The organism is Roseitalea sp. (assembly GCF_984466335.1).
This window is the reverse complement of the sequence record NZ_CFIFWG010000048.1, coordinates 1-16,552: the sequence shown is the minus strand read 5'-3', so window position 1 is coordinate 16,552 and position 16,552 is coordinate 1. Positions and strand designations below refer to the sequence as shown.

Genomic DNA, 16,552 nt, shown 5'->3' with positions numbered 1-16,552 from the left:
GGTCACCGAGACCTGCTGGTCGGTCATCGTCTGGTCGTGTGCGGTCATGTCGTGTGCGGTCATCATGTCCACCTTCGGCGCCGCGCGCCGGTTCGTAAATCATGCCCCGAAGGTATGGACGGGCGCGGGCGGCGTCAATATGGCTGAGGCGGAGCGGGGACGGATCATGGCAGGCCGGTTCGGCGATATCGGATATGGTTTCGGTGTGCGGGCGCCGTTCGCGGCCGATCCGGCGCGTTCGCGCGGGCGACTGAAGGCAGAACCGGAAAGCCCGACGCGCACGCCCTTCCAGCGCGACCGCGACCGGATCGTCCATTCGACCGCGTTCCGCCGGCTCAAGCACAAGACCCAGGTCTTCTTCAGCCACGAGGGCGACCACTACCGCACGCGCCTGACGCATACGATCGAGGTGGCGCAGATCGCCCGGGCGCTCGCGCGGGCCTTCCGGCTCGACGACGATCTCGCCGAGGCGATCGCGCTGGTGCACGATTTCGGCCACACCCCGTTCGGCCATACCGGCGAGGACGTGCTGGACGCGATGATGGCCGGCCATGGCGGTTTCGACCACAATGCCCAGGCGCTGCGCGTGGTGACCATGCTCGAACGGCGCTATGCCGGGTTCGACGGGCTGAACCTGACCTGGGAGACGCTGGAGGGCCTGGTCAAGCACAATGGCCCTGTGCTCGATGGCCGCACCGGCGAGCCCGTTGGCGGCAAGCCCCTGCCGCGCGCGGTCGCCGACTATGTGGCGACGCACGATCTTGAGATCGGACGCCATGCGAGCCTGGAAGCGCAGGCGGCCGCGATCGCCGACGACATCGCCTACGACACCCACGATATCGATGACGGCCTGCGGTCGGGGCTTTTGACCTTCGAGATGCTCGCCGATGCACCCCTGGCGGGCGAGGCGCTGGCGCTGGTCGATGATCGTTATCGGGGTCTTGACGATGCGCGGCGCGCCCACGAGACGACCCGCCGCGTCATGACGGCGATGGTCGAGGATGTCATCGCGCACACCGCCGCAACGCTTGGCCGGATCGCTCCGTGCTCGCTCGAAGACATTCACGGCGCCGGCGAGACCGTCGTCCGCTTCTCGCCGCCGATGGCGGACCGCGAGGCCGGGCTCAAGGCTTTCCTGTTCGACAATCTCTACCGGCACGCGGACGTCATGCGCGTGCGCGCGCAGGCCGAGGACGTCGTGCGCGACCTCTACCGGCGGTTCATCGGGACGCCCGGGCTGATGGGGCGCGAATGGGCCGTGGACGTCGCCGGCATGGACGAGGCGGAACTGGCCGTGCGGGTCGCTGACTACATTGCCGGCATGACCGACACGTTCGCGCTTTCCGAGCATCGGCGCCTGTTTGACCGGACTCCGGATTTGCGTTAGCGAGCCCTCAGGCCGGCCCGCCCGAACGCGGGTCCGATACTTTCGGGACCTCTTCGGGACCTCTTGATGAACATCTTCGCCCTGTTTCGTGACCGCATCACCGATGCCGTCAAAAAGATGGACCTTGCCGGCGCCGAAGGGGGCGAATTCGACCTTTCGCGGGTGAATGTCGAGCCGCCGCGCGATCCGGACCATGGCGATCTGGCGACCAACGCGGCGATGGTGATCGCCGGCAAGGTGGGCGAGACCCCCCGCGCGCTCGCCGGCAGGATCGCCGATGCCATGGCCTTGGACGAAGATGTGAGCGAGGCGGCGGTGGCCGGTCCGGGCTTCGTCAACCTGCGCCTTTCGAACCGGTTCTGGACGGCGCGGCTGGCCGAGATCGTGGCGGCGGGCGCCGATTACGGGCGCGGCACCGCCCGGCGCGCAATGAGGATCAACGTCGAATATGTCTCGGCCAACCCGACCGGTCCGATGCATGTGGGCCACTGCCGGGGCGCGGTGGTCGGCGACACGCTCGCCAATCTGCTCGCGTTCGCGGGCCATGACGTGACCAAGGAATATTACATCAACGATGCCGGCGCGCAGGTCGCAGCGCTCGGCCGCTCGGCGCTTCTGCGCTATCGCGAGGCGCTGGGCGAGGATATCGGCCCGATCCCCGAGGGGCTCTATCCGGGCGACTATCTCAAGCCGGTCGGCGCCGCGCTGGCCGGGGAGCATGGCGACGCGCTCAGGGCGATGGACGAGGCCGGGGCGCTGACGATCGCGACCGAGGCGGCCATCGGCGCCATGTTGGCGACGATCAAGGACGATCTCGCCGCGCTCAACGTGGGTCACGATGTGTTCTTCTCCGAGCGCGCGCTGCATGCGGACGGGGCGCGCAGGATCCGCGCCGCGATCAACGATCTGACGATGAAGGGCCATGTATACAAGGGCACGCTGCCGCCGCCCAAGGGGCAGTTGCCCGACGATTGGGAAGACCGCGAGCAGACGCTTTTCAAGTCGACCGAGGTCGGCGACGACATCGACCGGCCGCTCGTCAAGTCGGATGGCGGCTACACCTATTTCGCCGCCGACGTCGCCTATTTCGTCGACAAGTTCGAGCGCGGCTTCGGCGAGATGATCTTCGTGCTCGGCGCCGACCATGGCGGCTATGTCAAGCGCATGGAGGCGCTGGCGCGCGCGGTCTCGGGCGGCAAGGCGACGCTGACGGTGCTGTTGACGCAGCTCGTCAAGCTCTACAAGGCGGGCGAGCCGGTCAAGATGTCCAAGCGCTCGGGCCGGTTCGTGACGTTGCGCGATGTGGTCGATGAGGTGGGGCGCGACGCGGTGCGCTTCATGATGATCTACCGCAAGGCCTCCGAGCCGCTCGATTTCGACTTCGACAAGGTCACCGAACAGTCCCGAGACAATCCGGTGTTCTACGTGCAATATGCCTCGGCCCGGTGCCATTCGGTCTTCCGGCAGGCGCGCGAGCGGTTCGGCGATATCGCGCCGGACCCGGACGCGCTGCGCCTGCTCGACGATCCGGGCGAGATCGCGCTGATCCGCAAGCTGACCGAATATCCGCGCGTGATCGAGGCGGCCGCCGGCGCGCGCGAGCCGCACCGGATCGCTTTTTACTTGTACGAGCTCGCCAGCGCGCTGCATGCCCACTGGAACCGGGGCACGGGCCAGCCCGCCTTACGCTTTGTTAAGGTTAACGACCGACAATTGACGCAAGCCAGGCTGGGCCTCGTGCAGGGTGTCCTGTTCGTTCTGCAATCTGGGCTTGCGATCCTTGGCGTGGATGCGCCCGAGGAGATGCGCTGATCGCGAGCCACGTTTTGCCCATATTACACTGGCAGGAGCGTTGAATGCGGGCGGGGCGTTTGCCTGGCCTGCCGGGTAAGAGTAGGATCGCCATCATGGCCGACAATGCCGATCGCAAGCCCGTTCTTCCGACCGATCGCGACGAACATGAGGCAGCCGCCGCGGGCGATCCGCTCATGGAACTGTCACTGATCGCCGATCTGGACCATGCGATCGCGCCGGGGGCGGATGCGGCGCCGGGCATCGCCGATCGGCAAATCGATCTCGAAGAGGCGCTGGAGGCCGAATTGGCGCTGCCGCCGGTCGTTCCGACGGCCGAAGGGGCGAATGCGCGGCCCGCACCAGCACCGGACGATGCCGGTGCCCTCTCCCAGGTCACCGCCTTTCTGCCCTCGCGCCAGGCCCCGCGGCCGAGCGGGGGCGGCGGGACAGCCTCGCTTGAGGACGAACTGGCGCGCATGCTCGGCGAGGCTGCCGCCGACACGGACGGTCCCGTCCGATCCATGGTGCCCGATGCCGCCGAGTTCGGATCGCCCGCCGGAGACCGGGACCACTCCCTTTCCGGCGATCTGGCGGCCATCGAGCAGGCTTTGGCCGCCGGCGACGATGGCGCGGACCGGCAGGTGCGCGTCGATCGGACGGTGCCGTCCGACGATGGGGCGTTCGCCGCTGCGGCCGATCCTGTTTCCGAACCGCGATCCCAACAGGCTCCCGCGGCACCGGTCTTTTCAAGGGCCACGCCGGTCGCCTCCGCGCCGCTCTGGGCGCCGGCCGTCGACGAGCCCGCACCGCAGGCCGATGCCGCGCCGGGCGCCGACCACGCACTTGAAGCCGAGATGGCTGCCGCGTTCGGCGACGATCTGGCCTCGGGCGCGACGCCTTTCGAAGGGCGGGCTGCCGAGCCTGCCCGTCACGATGCCGGATCGGCCGGCGCGATGGTCCCTGCCGGCGAGGCCGAACGCGATGCCGCGGACGACGGTGCGCTGCAACTCGACCCTTTCGACGAACTCGCCGTGATCATGGGGCTCCAGCAGGGCGACGATGCCGACCGCCCCTCCGCCTCTGCCCCCTCGACGTCATCGCAGGCGCGTTCGTTCGAGGATATGGAAGCCGACTTCCAGATGGCGCTTGAGCAGGATCTGCCCGATTTCGAGGCGTCCGCGCGGCCCGAAACCGATTTGCGCCACCTTTCCGACACGGCGCCGCCGCCGCTCGATACGGTCGACATGTCGGGATTTGAGGGCGTCGCACCCGTTGAGTTCGACGTGCCGGAGCTGGAGCCGCAGACCGGCTCGGGGATCGACGAGCTGGCATTCGCCGACCTGGAGGACGAGCTGGCGAATGCGCTCGACGACGATCCCTACAGACGTCCTGCCCGGCCGGCCGATGCCGAACCTGCGATACACGGTCTGGACGTGGCCGGGTTCGAGGCCGAGCTGGCGCGCGGCATGGAGTTTGTCGGTCACGATCTCAACGCGGCGCGCCAGGAGGACGGTCAGGGCGGGCTCGACCTTGAAACGCCCGGCGAAACCGCCGAACAGGTGGCTCCCCAGAGATCCAGGCCGACCCGCCGGGCGATGCTGGTCGGTGTGTTCGTCGCCGGCCTTGCCGTTGCCGGTATCGGCGGCGTGTTCGCCCTCGTTGGCGGCCAGGGCGCCGTCGACGAGGGGCCCGTGCTGGTCGAGGCCGATTCCGATCCCGTCAAGGTCGAGCCGGACGATCCGGGCGGCACGACCGTGCCCAACCAGGACCGGGCCGTGTTCGCCGACCGTGACGGCGCCGCGCCCCGGCAGGAAAGCCTGGTCTCGACCGCCGAGGAGCCGGTCGACATCGCAACCGCGCCGGCCGATGCCCTGCCGTCGACGGTCGCCGCCGGCGAGAAGTCCGAGGACCGCCTCACCGCCGGCGACACGCAGGCGCAGGCCGAGCCCGCCATCGCGCCGATCGCCCCGCGTCGCGTGCGCACGCTGATCGTGCGGCCGGACGGCACCTTGGAGGAGCGCCCGCCCGCGCCCGACCCCGCGGTTTCCGCCGAGACGCCGGCCGCCCAGGCCGCAAGCGCGCCGCCCACCGGGGGAGCGGTCGTCGCCTCCGCTTCCGAGGGCGAGGCGCCGGTCGTCGGCGAGCCCGAGACCGTGGCCGGCCTGCCTGTCGATTCCGGAGCCGCCGGCACGGGCGATGACGCGGCGGCGCTTCCGGCCCGGCCGGAGAGGGCGGACGCCACGGCCGACCAGCCGCCCGCTCCGGCACCGACGGCCGAAACGGATGCGAACGGCGGAGCCGCGCAGGCCGCCGCGGCGGCTTCTCCTGCCATCGCGCGGCGCGTTCAGACGACGACCGCGACGCCCGCCGTGATTGCCGAGCGGCCGGCGGACCGGCCCGCCAACGCTGTCGACCGGACCCCGCAGGCCGCGCAAGCCCCCGCGACGCCCGCGCCGACGGTGGCGGGGAGCGGCAGCGACGGCTTTGCCGTCCAGCTTGCGGCGCTGCCCTCCGAAGAGGCGGCGCGGACCACCGCCACGCGCCTGTCGCAGCAATATGGCGCGCTGATCGCGGGCCGGGGCCTGATCATCCAGCGCGCGGTGATCGAGGGGCGCGGCACCTTCTACCGCGTCCGCGTGGCCGCCGACGGCGCCGACGACGCCAACGGTCTGTGCAACCGGATCAAGACGTCCGGCGGCAACTGCTTCGTTGCGCGGTAGAGCCGGGACCGGGATCGAGCGGGCGGCCCGGCCGCCCGTTTTCGTTTCCGGGGCTAACAGTTAAGCTGAGCCATGACCGAGACCGAATCGAAGGCGATGATCCTTGGTTGCGCGGGCACGCGGCTGACGGCGGACGAAGAGGCGTTCCTTGCGGCCGAACGCCCGTGGGGCCTGATCCTTTTTGCCCGCAACATCGGCGAGGCCGCCCAGATCGCCGATCTGACCGCGCGGTTCCGCCAGCTTGTCGGCCGCCGCCGCGCGCCGGTGTTCATCGATCAGGAAGGCGGGCGCGTGCAGCGCATTCGCGCGCCGGTCGCGCTGGACTACCCCTCCGGGGCGGCCCTTGGCGCGCTCTACCGCAAGGACCGCAAGGCGGGCCTGCGCGCCGCGCGTCTGATGAGCCGCCTGCACGCCGCCGATCTCCTGCCGCTCGGCATCACCGCCAACTGCCTTCCGGTGCTCGACGTGCCGGTGCCCGGCGCCCATGGCGTGATCGGCGACCGCGCCTACGGCCATGATCCCGCAAGCGTCGCCGAGATGGGGCTGGCCGCCGCCGAAGGGCTGCTCGAAGGCGGCGTCCTGCCGGTCGTCAAGCACATCCCCGGCCATGGCCGGGCGGCGGTCGACAGCCACAAGGCCCTGCCCGTCGTCGACGCCGATGCCGAAACGCTTGCGCGGGTCGATTTTGCGCCGTTCGCCGCGCTCGCGCACATGCCCCTGGCGATGACCGCCCATGTCGTCTACACCGCGCTCGACAGGGACGGTCCCGCGACGACCTCGGCCCGGGTGATCGGTGACGTCGTTCGGACCCGCATCGGCTTTGACGGCCTTTTGATGACGGACGATCTTTCGATGCGCGCGCTTTCTGGGGATTTCGCCGCGCGCGCGAGGGCCGCGCTTTCGGCGGGCTGCGATGTCGTTCTACATTGCAACGGCCTGATGGACGAGATGCGGCCCGTCGCCGAGGTGGTGCCGGTCCTGTCCGGGCGGGCGCTCGACCGGGCCGGCCGCGCAACGACGATGGCCGGCCAGGCGGGCGGCAAGGCGCTTGCGGATGGCCTGCGCGCGGAGTTCGAGCGGCTGGTCGCCTGAACGGCGCGGGCAAGCCAGGGGAGCCATTTTCAATGGGCAAGCCAAGGGCAAAACGAGCGGAGCGGCGGCACGCGCGGACCGTGCCGATGGAGCATGCCTGGCAGGACAACGCTCCCCGGCCAGGGGCGGGCGAGCCCTCGCTCGTCGTCGACGTGCACGGCTTTGAAGGTCCGCTCGACCTGCTTTTGCATCTGGCGCGCGACCAGAAGGTCGACCTGGCCCGGATATCGGTCCTCGATCTGGCCCGGCAATATCTGGCCTTCATCGAAGGCGCCAGGGCGCTGCGCATCGAGCTTGCGGCGGACTATCTGGTCATGGCCGCATGGCTCGCCTATCTCAAGTCGCGGCTCCTGATCCCGCAGCCCGAGGGCGGGGACGAGCCTTCCGGCGAGGAAATGGCGGCGATCCTCCAGTTCCGGCTGCGCCGGCTGGAGGCGATGCGCGAGGCGGCCGCGCGGCTCGTCAACGGCAACCGGCTGGGCCGCGACACGTTCGCGCGCGGCATGCCGGAGACCGTGATCGTCGAGCGCCGCTCGGAGTTCCAGGCGAGCCTTTACGACCTTCTCGCCGCCTATGGCGGCACCCGCCAGCGCAACGCCAACAATGAGGTTCACGTCGAAAAGCGCGCGGTCTGGTCGCTCAAGGACGCGCGCGACATACTGGGCCGGCTGATCGGGACCATGTCCGACTGGACGCCGCTCGGCCCGTTTCTGCTTGCGTTCGTCCCCGCGCCCGGCGAGCGGAAGACGGCGGTCGCCAGCGCCTTTGCGGCGAGCCTTGAAATGGTGCGCGAGGGGGTCATCGACATCCGTCAGGACAGGCCGTTCGCGCCGATCATGATGCGCGACGCCAAAAGGGCGCCCATCGCCCGTGCCGACGCCATGAAGGAGGGCGCGCCGTGACCGACGAGATCGACGAGGGCCGAAAGGCCATGGATATAGGGCGCCTGACGGACCTTCTGGGCGATGCCTTCGAAGCTTCGGCGCACGGGCATGCGCTCCGGGACGATCCGGCGACGCCCATGGCGCTGGCCGAGGCGGCGCGCATGGCCGAGGCGCTCGTGTTCGCCTCGGCCGGGCCCGTCACCGAGCGGGCGCTCGCCGAGCGGCTGCCAGACGGAATTGCGGTGCGCGCCGTCATGGAGCATCTGGCCGCCTTTTACGAAAAGCGAGGCGTCAATCTGGTGCGCATCGACGATTCCTGGGCGTTCCGGACGGCCGCGGATCTCGGCTTCCTGATGAGCCGGGAGCAGGTGCGGCAGCGCAGGCTGTCGCGCGCCGCGCTCGAAGTGCTGGCGATCATCGCCTATCACCAGCCGGTCACGCGCGCCGAGATGGAGGACATTCGCGGCGTCGAGACATCCAAGGGCACGCTCGACGTGCTGCTCGAAAGCGGCTGGGTCAAGCTGCGCGGGCGCCGCAAGACGCCGGGCCGGCCCGTCACCTACGGCACGACGACGGCGTTCCTCGACCATTTCGGCCTTGGCGAACTGCGCGACCTGCCGGGCATGGACGAGTTGAAGGCGGCGGGGCTTTTGTCGTCGCGGCTGCCGCCGGATTTCGCCATGCCGAACCCTTCGGCCGACCCCGACGGGCTCACCGACGATGAGGAGCCGCTCGCCGACATCGACCTTGAGGAACTGGGCTTGTTGACACCGAAGGCGGGCGATGATTGACAGCCGCGCGGCCGGGGTCTTTCGCCGGCCGTGCAGACGCGCCATATGCGCCTGCAACAAGATCGCATGAACGGGCAATCCGATGGCTTCAGCGCCGGCCAAGGCGCCGCCGCGCGCGGGCGTTACATTCGCAGCCGAACTGACGTTTGAAGGCGTGCACCTGCATTACGGGCCGGTTCACACGCTCAAGGGCATCTCGCTGACGGTCAAGGCCGGCGAGATCCTGTGCCTTCTGGGTCCGTCCGGTTCGGGCAAGACCTCGCTGCTGCGGGTCGCGGCCGGGCTCGAACGCCAGACGGCGGGGCGCGTCCTGATGAACGGCCGCGAGATCGCCGGCCCGGATCGCTTCGAGGCGCCCGAGGCGCGTTCGGTCGGGCTGATGTTCCAGGATTTCGCGCTGTTCCCGCACATGACGGTTGCGCGCAACATCCGTTTCGGCCTGACCGACATGGCCTCGGACGTGGCGGCCGGCGAGGCGCGGGCGGCGATCGACCGGGTGGGCCTGACGCACCACGAAAACTCCTATCCGGACGTGCTGTCGGGCGGCGAGCAGCAGCGCGTGGCGCTGGCCAGGGCGCTGGCGCCGCGGCCGTCGGTGATGCTGATGGACGAGCCCTTTTCGGGCCTCGACACGCGCCTCAAGGACTCCGTGCGCGCCGAAACGCTGGCCATTTTGCGCGAGATGCGCGCGACCACGATCGTCGTGACCCACGACGCCGAGGAGGCGATGCGCCTTGGCGACCGCATCGCGCTTATCGATGGCGGCCGGGTCGTGCAGGCCGGCACGGCCGAGGCCATCTACAACGATCCGGCCAGCCTGTTCGTCGCCGGGTTCTTTTCCGAATTGAACACGTTCGAGGCGCGCGTTTCGGGCGCGGCGGTCGACACCCCGCTGGGGCGCTTTGCCGCCGGCCGCTTCGCCGACGGCGTTCCGGTGACCGCCGCGGTGCGCATAGCCGGGGTCGATGTCGCGGCCTGTCCGGACGGGCCGGCGCCGGCCGGCGCGGTGCTCGGCCGTGTCACGGCGCGCCGTTTCCTGGGCGTGTCCGAGCAGGTCTGGCTCGCCGTCGATGGCGCGGCGACACCGGTGCGGGCGCGCATTCGCGCCGGCGAACTGGCGCGCGATGCGCGCGATGTCGTCGTCTCGGTGCGCCCCGGCGACATATTGCTGTTTGAAAGCGCGTCCGAAAGCGCTTAAGTGGACGCAGAGGCCATCAGGGAGAGTTTTCATGGGCACTTTCGGCATCTGGCAATGGATCATCGTGCTCGTCATCGTGCTTTTGCTGTTCGGGCGCGGCAAGATTCCCGAACTGATGGGCGATGTCGCCAAGGGTATCCGCAACTTCCGCAAGGGCATGAAGGACGAGGCCGAAGAGGCTCAGGACGCGGCCGGGGACACCGTCAGGACCGTCGAGCACAAGGCGGAGGAAACCGTCGAGACCGTCAACGACGCCGTCAAGAAGGGCTGACGGTCACGCGGCTTTCGTCCGCGCGCAAGGTTATCTGATCGATGCTCCCCGATTTCGGCTGGACCGAACTGCTCGTCATTTCCATTGTCCTGATCGTCGTGATCGGGCCGAAGGACCTGCCCAAGGTGCTGCGCGGTTTCGGCCGCACGATGACGTCCGTGCGCCGCATGGCCGGCGATTTCCGCAAACAGTTCGACGATGCGCTCAGGGAAGCCGAACTGGACGATGTGCGCCGGCTCGCCGACGATGTGCGATCGCTTGATCCGCGCCGGCAGATCAAGGACGCGCTCGATCCGCTGGCCGAAGCCGGCCGCGAGATCGATGCCGACATGAAGAAGGCGATGGGCGACACCAGACTGCCCGAACTGCCCAAGAGCCCGCCGCAAGCAGGGCTCGACGCGGCCGGGGCGAAGGCCCGCGCGGCGCAGGCGACCGGGCGCAAGGGCGGCGCCTCGCTCAAGCCGGCCGCCGCTTCGGCCAAGACGCAAGGGGACAGGACGCAAGGAGCCAAGACGAAGGCAGCCAAGACACGGGCAGCCAAGGCAAAGACGGACGACGCCGGGGACGCGCCCGACACCGGGGCCGCGCCGCGCGCAAAGCCCGAATCCAGGGCGCCCGCCAAGGCGAAGCCGAAGGCCGCAGCCGGGCGCAAGGCCGCCGCAAGGCCGGCGGCGCGCCGCAAGCCGGCCAAGGCCGGCACAGCCGCCGAGGGTGAAGGCCAGTGAGCCGGGCGGACGAGGAGGCTCGGATGGAAGCGAGCGCCGCGCCGCTCATGGAGCATCTGACCGAGCTGCGGCGCCGGCTGATCTGGTGCGTGGGCGGCTTTCTGGCCGGCTTCATCGTCTCGTTCGCCTTCGCCACGCCGATCTTCAACCTGCTCGTGGTGCCCTTCCAGTGGGCCGTCGACTGGCACGGCATGACCGCCGACGACGTGCAGTTCATCTATACCGCGCCGCAGGAATTCTTCTTCACACAGATCAAGATCGGCGCGTTTGGCGGGCTGGTGCTGGCTTTTCCGCTGATCGCCACGCAGCTTTACCTGTTCATCGCGCCGGGGCTCTATTCGAACGAGCGGCATGCCTTCCTGCCGTTTCTGGCCGCAACGCCGATCCTGTTCCTGGTGGGCGCGGCGCTCGTCTATTTCTTCATCATCCCCATGGCGATGTGGTTCTTCCTGTCGCTGGAGCAGACCGGCGGGCAGGGGCTCGCCTCGATCCAGCACCTGCCGCGCGTGTCCGAATATCTGTCGCTGATCATGACGCTGATCTTCGCCTTCGGGCTGGTGTTCCAGCTGCCGGTCGCGTTGACGCTGATGTCGCGCGCGGGGCTCGTGACGCCCGAGGGCCTGGCCTCCAAGCGCAAATACGCCATCGTCATCGCCTTCGTGACGGCGGCGATCCTGACGCCGCCGGACCCGATGACCCAGCTCGGCCTGGCGATCCCGACGATCCTGCTCTACGAACTGTCGATCTACATGGCGCGCCGCTTCCAGCCGCCACCCTCCGAATATGGCGACGAGGAGGATGAGGCCGAAGAAGTCAAACCGGCGGGGCCTTAGATTTATCCCCACAAATCTTGACCTTGCCTCGTCTTTCCGCGATGCACCGGGCGGTTCGGATCAGGACGGATTCCCATGCTCGACATTCGCTGGATCAGGGACAATCCCGACGCGCTCGACGCGGCGCTGAAAAAACGCGGCGCGTCACCGGGATCGGCCTCCTTGATCGCGCTCGACGAAGCGCGCCGCGCCCATGTCGCCAAGGTGCAGGAGGGGCAGGCGCGCCGCAACGCGGCCTCCAAGCAGATCGGCGCGGCGATGGCCGCCGGCGAAACCGACAGGGCCGAGGCGCTGAAGGCCGAGGTCGGCGAATTGAAGACGTTTCTGGCCGGGGCCGAGCAGATCGAGCGCGACCTCGACGCGCAATTGCGCGACGCGCTGGCGGCCGTTCCCAATGTGCCGCTCGACGATGTGCCGGTCGGCGCCGACGAGAGCGCCAATGTGGAAATCCGCCGCTTCGGCGAAAAGCGCCGGCTCGACTTTAGGCCGAAGGAGCATTTCGAACTGGGCGAGGCGCTCGGCCAGATGGATTTCGAGGCGGCCGCGAAGATGTCCGGCGCGCGCTTCACCCTGCTCAACGGCGCGCTGGCGCGGCTCGAACGGGCGCTCGGCCAGTTCATGCTCGACACGCACACGACCGAGCATGGCTATACCGAGGTCAGCCCGCCGCTTCTGGTGCGCGACGAGGCGCTGTTCGGCACCGGGCAGTTGCCGAAGTTCGCCGAGGACCAGTTCCGCACGACGGGCGATCACTGGCTCATCCCCACCGCCGAGGTGCCGCTGACCAACATCGTGCGCGAGACGATCGTCGATCATGCCGATCTGCCGCGGCGCTACACGGCGCTGACGCCCTGCTTCCGGTCGGAGGCCGGCTCGGCGGGCCGCGACACGCGCGGCTATCTGCGCCAGCACCAGTTCTACAAGGTCGAACTGGTCTCGATCACCGACGCGGACGCCTCGCTCGACGAACTCGAACGCATGACACGCTGCGCCGAGACGATCCTTGAGCGCCTCGGCCTGCATTTCCGTACCATGGTGCTGTCCACCGGCGATATGGGTTTTGGCGCACAAAAGACGCATGATATCGAGGTCTGGCTGCCGGGGCAGGGCGCCTATCGGGAAATCTCCTCCTGCTCGGTGTGCGGCGACTTCCAGGGGCGGCGCATGAACGCCCGCTACCGCGTCGCGGCCCGCCCCGGACAAAGGTCCGGGGGCGAAAGGCAGACCCGCTTCGTGCACACGCTGAACGGTTCCGGCACGGCGATGGGCCGGGCGCTGATCGCGGTGATGGAAACCTATCAGCGGGCCGACGGCTCGATCGCCGTGCCCGCCGCGCTCAAGCCCTATATGGGCGGGATCGACGTGATCGGGGCACCCCATGTCTGAGGTGGCAATCCCCTCACTCCCCTCCGTCGGCGGGGCCGACAGAGGGGGCCAGACCTTTTGTCTTCGCAAAACAACCCTGCTTCTTCGGGACGTGAAATGCGCATCCTTCTGACCAATGATGACGGCATCCATGCCGAGGGTCTTGGCGCCCTCGAACGCATCGCGCGGACGCTGTCGGACGATATCTGGGTGGTCGCGCCCGAAACCGACCAGTCCGGCCTTGCGCACTCGCTGACGCTCAACGATCCGCTGCGCCTGCGCGAGATCGACGCGCGGCGCTTCGCGCTGCGCGGCACGCCGACCGACTGCGTGATCATGGCGGTGACCCATGTCATGCCCGAGCGGCCGGACCTGGTGCTTTCGGGCGTCAATTCGGGCCAGAACATCGCCGACGACATCACCTATTCGGGCACGGTCGCCGGCGCCATGGAAGGCACGCTGCTCGGCATCCGGTCGATCGCGCTGAGCCAGGCCTACAATTTCTCCGACAATCGCCGTTTCGTGCCCTGGTCGGTGGCCGAAGCCCACGCGCCGCCGCTGATCGAAAAGCTGATCGCAACGGACATGCCCGAGGGCACGTTCCTCAACGTCAACTTCCCCAACTGCCCGGCGGACGAGGTCAGGGGCGTCGCCGTGGCCGAACAGGGCAAGCTGCTGCACGGCCTGTTCATGGAAGAGCGGCGCGACGGGCGCGGCTTTCCCTATTTCTGGATGCGCTTCGGCCGCTCGCCGGTCGAGGCCAGGGACAAGACGGACGTCGCGGTGCTGCGCGAGGGGCGGATCGCGGTCACGCCGCTGAAGCTGGACCTGACCGCCCACGAACTCAAGGCGCGGCTTGAGGACGCCATCGCATGAACGCGGCGCTGGCGATCTCGGCGAGCCCGTCGGCGGTCGATCGCGAGGGGTTCGCGGCGTTTTTGTTGCGCATGCGCGCGGCCGGGATCGACGACAAGCGGCTGATCGAGGCGATCGAGGCGACCCCGCGCCGCGGTTTCGTCGATCCGCAATATCATGGCGCGGCCTGGTCGAGCCGGACGATCCCGATCGACTGCGGCGAGGTGATCGAGGGGCTCGACCGGCAGGCGCTTATCCTGTCGGCGCTTTCGCTGGATGCCGACCAGCGGGTGCTGGAGATCGGAACCGGGTCCGGCTACGCGGCGGCCGTGATGGGCCTTGCCGCCAGGCGCGTCTACACGGTCGAGCGGTTCGGACGGCTGCACCGGGCCGCCCAGGCCCGCCTGCGGGCGCTCAAGCGCGACAATGTGATCGCGAGCCATGGCGACGGCGCCCGGGGCAGCGTCGAGGGACCGTTCGACCGCATCCTCGTCTGGCCGGCCTTCGGCGCCGTCCCGCGCGACTTCGGCGACCTGCTGGTCTCGGGCGGCGTGCTGGTGTGCCCGGTCGGCGAGGCCGGCCGGCCGCAAACGCTCGTCCGGCTGACCAAGGTCGGCAACCGGTTCGACCGCGAGGACATCGGCACGATCCGCGCCCAGCCGATCGCGGCCGGCGTGGCGCGCGCGCTTTAGATGTTCGGTCTCGGCATTTGATTGGTTGGATTGAGTCCGAATCGTTCGGGTTCGCTTGTCCACTCCTTGCAGATGAACTCGTAGGGTGTGAGCCCCTTCAGTGTCTTCAGTCTTCGCCCAAAGTTATATGCGTTGATGAAGTCCTGAAGGTGCCGGCGCAATTGGTCTTGATCGTCGTAGTGGAAGCGTTTGACGGTCACGTCTCCAGATCAAGTTCGGGGCATGCCCTTGATGGTCCGGTTGCGCCGGACTCGTGTCGCCTTGAGCAACTGTCCTCGGAGTATGGTCACGGCTACATATAGGGCGACGAAGCCAGCTCAACCGACATGCTCAGTACGTTCCGAATTTCGCGGTAGGCGGACCCTGCAATCTCTGTTCGTCGTCAATCGCTCGCTGGATAGTTTCGATTTTGACCTGATAGTCGATGACCTCGTCCACGTTGCTTTGGGCAGCGAATTTGCGCCGGTTCGCCACCATCGCCTCCTTCATTTTCTTGAGTACCGTTATGTGTTCGTTGTCTGCCGTCATGTTGCATCCTTGTCGCGTGGAGGAGCCGAGCCTTGCAGAAAACCATTGAAAATCAATGGCAGCCTGTTGCAACATGACGTGCGAACGGCGTTCGACACCGTTATGAACAGCTTTATGTGAAACGTCTCGCACAACACATAAAGCTGTTACTTTTCAAAGTCTTGGACGCTAAAAGTGGCTCCCCAGGCAAGATTCGAACTTGCGACCGATCGATTAACAGTCGAGCGCTCTACCGCTGAGCTACTGGGGAAAACTCGAACACCGGCGGCCTATAGCAAACGCACGATGGTGTTGAAAAGGGGTAAAGACGCGGCCTTCCGCGCGGTCTTGGCCTTTTTTCGGCTCGCGTCCCCTTGACGTCGGCCCGCGCGCTTCTCACGTCTGCGTCGAGCGGCGGCATCGGCCCGCCGGAAACGGACAAGGCCTATGGACCAGCAGCAGGGCGGCTCCATCGAACGGCACGGGCCGGGCGAGCTGCGGGACCGGCGGGCCGGGCCTGGTCGGCCGGAGGCGGATGGCCCGTCACCGCTCAATGGGGACGCAAGGCCGACCTACCGGCTGTTCGGACGCGAATTCCCCAAGCCCGGCTCCCGGCGTGCCCGCCTGGCGCTGGGCTCGGCGCTGACCGTGCTGGGCCTTTTCGGCTTCCTGCCGATCCTGGGCTTGTGGATGATTCCGCTTGGCCTGTTCATCCTGTCGCACGAACTGCACCCGTTGCGCCGGCTCAGGCGTCGCCTCGCGGTCCGGCGGGCGCGCAAGACCCGTCCGAACGGCCGGCAAGGCCGATCCCACCGGCCGGCGGATTGACGCGGGGTTTTGCGTGCGCTTTGCGACAAAGGTCGCTTGTCGCCGCAAAGGCGCTCTGTTAACACAGCCCGCGATGCGCGCACGGCCTGGCCTCGTGGCGGAGTGGTTACGCAGAGGACTGCAAATCCTTTCACCCCGGTTCGATTCCGGGCGAGGCCTCCATACCCGGCGCCAAGCGCTGATTCCGCCGCCGGTTCTGCGACGTTGGGCACATCGCGTATCAAGCGGCAACGGGCAGGATGACGATCATGGGCCACGATTTCACCGAACTGCGGCGGGCGATGGTCGACAGCCAGGTGCGCACGAGCGATGTCACCGACATCGCCATCATCGAGGCCATGCTCCGCGTTCCGCGCGAATTGTTCGTGCCCGCCGCCGCCCGGCCGTTCGCCTACATCGATGACGACATCCTGCTCAACGACGATGCCGGCGCGCCACGCTACCTGGTCGAGCCGGCCCCCTTCGCCAGACTGGCCCAACTTGCCGAAATCGAAACCTCGGACCTCGTGCTCGATATCGGCTGCGGCATGGGCTATTCCTCGGCGATCCTGTCGATGCTTGGCGGCGCGGTCATCGCGCTCGAAAGCGATGAGGCGCTTGCCGCGCGTGC

At 68.3% G+C, this 16,552-nt stretch carries 16 protein-coding genes, 2 tRNA genes and 1 pseudogene; 16 read left to right on the top strand and 3 right to left on the bottom strand.

The genetic code is table 11. The annotated features are described in order from the left end of the window. The first annotated feature begins 166 nt into the window (after window positions 1-166). From AC5E6L_RS06465 to AC5E6L_RS06405, 13 genes are all read left to right on the top strand, one after another. The gene (locus AC5E6L_RS06465) at window positions 167-1,387 is read left to right on the top strand and encodes a deoxyguanosinetriphosphate triphosphohydrolase (protein ID WP_491772065.1); all 1,221 of its coding nucleotides are present in this window, start codon (window positions 167-169) and stop codon (window positions 1,385-1,387) included. 66 nt (window positions 1,388-1,453) lie between these two features. Next, on the top strand, window positions 1,454-3,199 hold the full coding sequence (gene argS / locus AC5E6L_RS06460; protein WP_491772058.1) for an arginine--tRNA ligase: 1,746 nt from the start codon (window positions 1,454-1,456) through the stop codon (window positions 3,197-3,199). Between the two features lie 95 nt (window positions 3,200-3,294). Beyond that, the gene (locus AC5E6L_RS06455; RefSeq protein WP_491772056.1) at window positions 3,295-5,901 is read left to right on the top strand and encodes an SPOR domain-containing protein; all 2,607 of its coding nucleotides are present in this window, start codon (window positions 3,295-3,297) and stop codon (window positions 5,899-5,901) included. A gap of 72 nt (window positions 5,902-5,973) precedes the next feature. Beyond that, complete coding sequence (gene nagZ, locus AC5E6L_RS06450; protein ID WP_491772054.1) at window positions 5,974-6,993, top strand: beta-N-acetylhexosaminidase; 1,020 nt, start codon at window positions 5,974-5,976, stop codon at window positions 6,991-6,993. An 86-nt stretch (window positions 6,994-7,079) separates the two neighbouring features. Then, on the top strand, window positions 7,080-7,895 hold the full coding sequence (locus tag AC5E6L_RS06445) for a segregation and condensation protein A (RefSeq protein WP_491772052.1): 816 nt from the start codon (window positions 7,080-7,082) through the stop codon (window positions 7,893-7,895). Window positions 7,896-8,014: 119 nt separating this feature from the next. After that, a complete protein-coding gene (gene scpB, locus AC5E6L_RS06440; protein WP_491230047.1) occupies window positions 8,015-8,668 on the top strand; it encodes an SMC-Scp complex subunit ScpB in 654 nt (217 codons plus the stop codon). A gap of 82 nt (window positions 8,669-8,750) precedes the next feature. Continuing rightward, window positions 8,751-9,866: an ABC transporter ATP-binding protein gene (locus tag AC5E6L_RS06435; protein ID WP_491772050.1), complete on the top strand. Its 1,116-nt coding sequence runs from the start codon at window positions 8,751-8,753 to the stop codon at window positions 9,864-9,866. A 31-nt stretch (window positions 9,867-9,897) separates the two neighbouring features. Then, window positions 9,898-10,137 carry a twin-arginine translocase TatA/TatE family subunit gene (locus tag AC5E6L_RS06430; protein ID WP_491230044.1) on the top strand — a complete coding sequence of 80 codons (240 nt, stop codon included), beginning with the start codon at window positions 9,898-9,900 and terminating at the stop codon, window positions 10,135-10,137. 41 nt (window positions 10,138-10,178) lie between these two features. Next, window positions 10,179-10,862, top strand: coding sequence for a Sec-independent protein translocase protein TatB (gene tatB, locus AC5E6L_RS06425; RefSeq protein ID WP_491772048.1), 684 nt, complete (start codon window positions 10,179-10,181; stop codon window positions 10,860-10,862). A 23-nt stretch (window positions 10,863-10,885) separates the two neighbouring features. Next, window positions 10,886-11,695 carry a twin-arginine translocase subunit TatC gene (tatC, locus tag AC5E6L_RS06420; RefSeq protein ID WP_491772046.1) on the top strand — a complete coding sequence of 270 codons (810 nt, stop codon included), beginning with the start codon at window positions 10,886-10,888 and terminating at the stop codon, window positions 11,693-11,695. Between the two features lie 75 nt (window positions 11,696-11,770). Beyond that, window positions 11,771-13,081 carry a serine--tRNA ligase gene (gene serS, locus AC5E6L_RS06415; protein ID WP_491230041.1) on the top strand — a complete coding sequence of 437 codons (1,311 nt, stop codon included), beginning with the start codon at window positions 11,771-11,773 and terminating at the stop codon, window positions 13,079-13,081. A gap of 96 nt (window positions 13,082-13,177) precedes the next feature. Next, on the top strand, window positions 13,178-13,936 hold the full coding sequence (gene surE, locus AC5E6L_RS06410) for a 5'/3'-nucleotidase SurE (protein ID WP_491772044.1): 759 nt from the start codon (window positions 13,178-13,180) through the stop codon (window positions 13,934-13,936). Further along, window positions 13,933-14,607, top strand: a complete 675-nt coding sequence (locus AC5E6L_RS06405) for a protein-L-isoaspartate(D-aspartate) O-methyltransferase (RefSeq protein ID WP_491230225.1) — start codon at window positions 13,933-13,935, stop codon at window positions 14,605-14,607. The genes surE and AC5E6L_RS06405 overlap by 4 nt, the downstream gene beginning before the upstream one ends. Here AC5E6L_RS06405 and AC5E6L_RS06400 read toward each other — a convergent pair. The 3 genes and pseudogenes from AC5E6L_RS06400 to AC5E6L_RS06390 form a co-directional block, all read right to left on the bottom strand. Beyond that, window positions 14,604-14,810: pseudogene (locus tag AC5E6L_RS06400) on the bottom strand (IS3 family transposase); the annotation flags it as partial. The gene AC5E6L_RS06405 and the pseudogene AC5E6L_RS06400 sit on opposite strands and share 4 nt — an antisense overlap. Before the next feature lie 127 nt (window positions 14,811-14,937). Continuing rightward, on the bottom strand, window positions 14,938-15,135 hold the full coding sequence (locus AC5E6L_RS06395) for a hypothetical protein (RefSeq protein WP_491230226.1): 198 nt from the start codon (window positions 15,133-15,135) through the stop codon (window positions 14,938-14,940). A 175-nt stretch (window positions 15,136-15,310) separates the two neighbouring features. After that, a tRNA-Asn gene (locus AC5E6L_RS06390) sits at window positions 15,311-15,385 on the bottom strand. 176 nt (window positions 15,386-15,561) lie between these two features. On the opposite strand from AC5E6L_RS06390, the gene AC5E6L_RS06385 reads away from it, so the two are divergent. The 3 genes from AC5E6L_RS06385 to AC5E6L_RS06375 all read left to right on the top strand — a co-directional run. Continuing rightward, window positions 15,562-15,942: a hypothetical protein gene (locus tag AC5E6L_RS06385; RefSeq protein WP_491230227.1), complete on the top strand. Its 381-nt coding sequence runs from the start codon at window positions 15,562-15,564 to the stop codon at window positions 15,940-15,942. A gap of 88 nt (window positions 15,943-16,030) precedes the next feature. Further along, window positions 16,031-16,104: transfer RNA gene (locus AC5E6L_RS06380), tRNA-Cys, on the top strand. 86 nt (window positions 16,105-16,190) lie between these two features. Then, the coding region (locus AC5E6L_RS06375) for a protein-L-isoaspartate O-methyltransferase family protein (protein WP_491772041.1) at window positions 16,191-16,552 on the top strand (362 nt) is incomplete at its 3' end.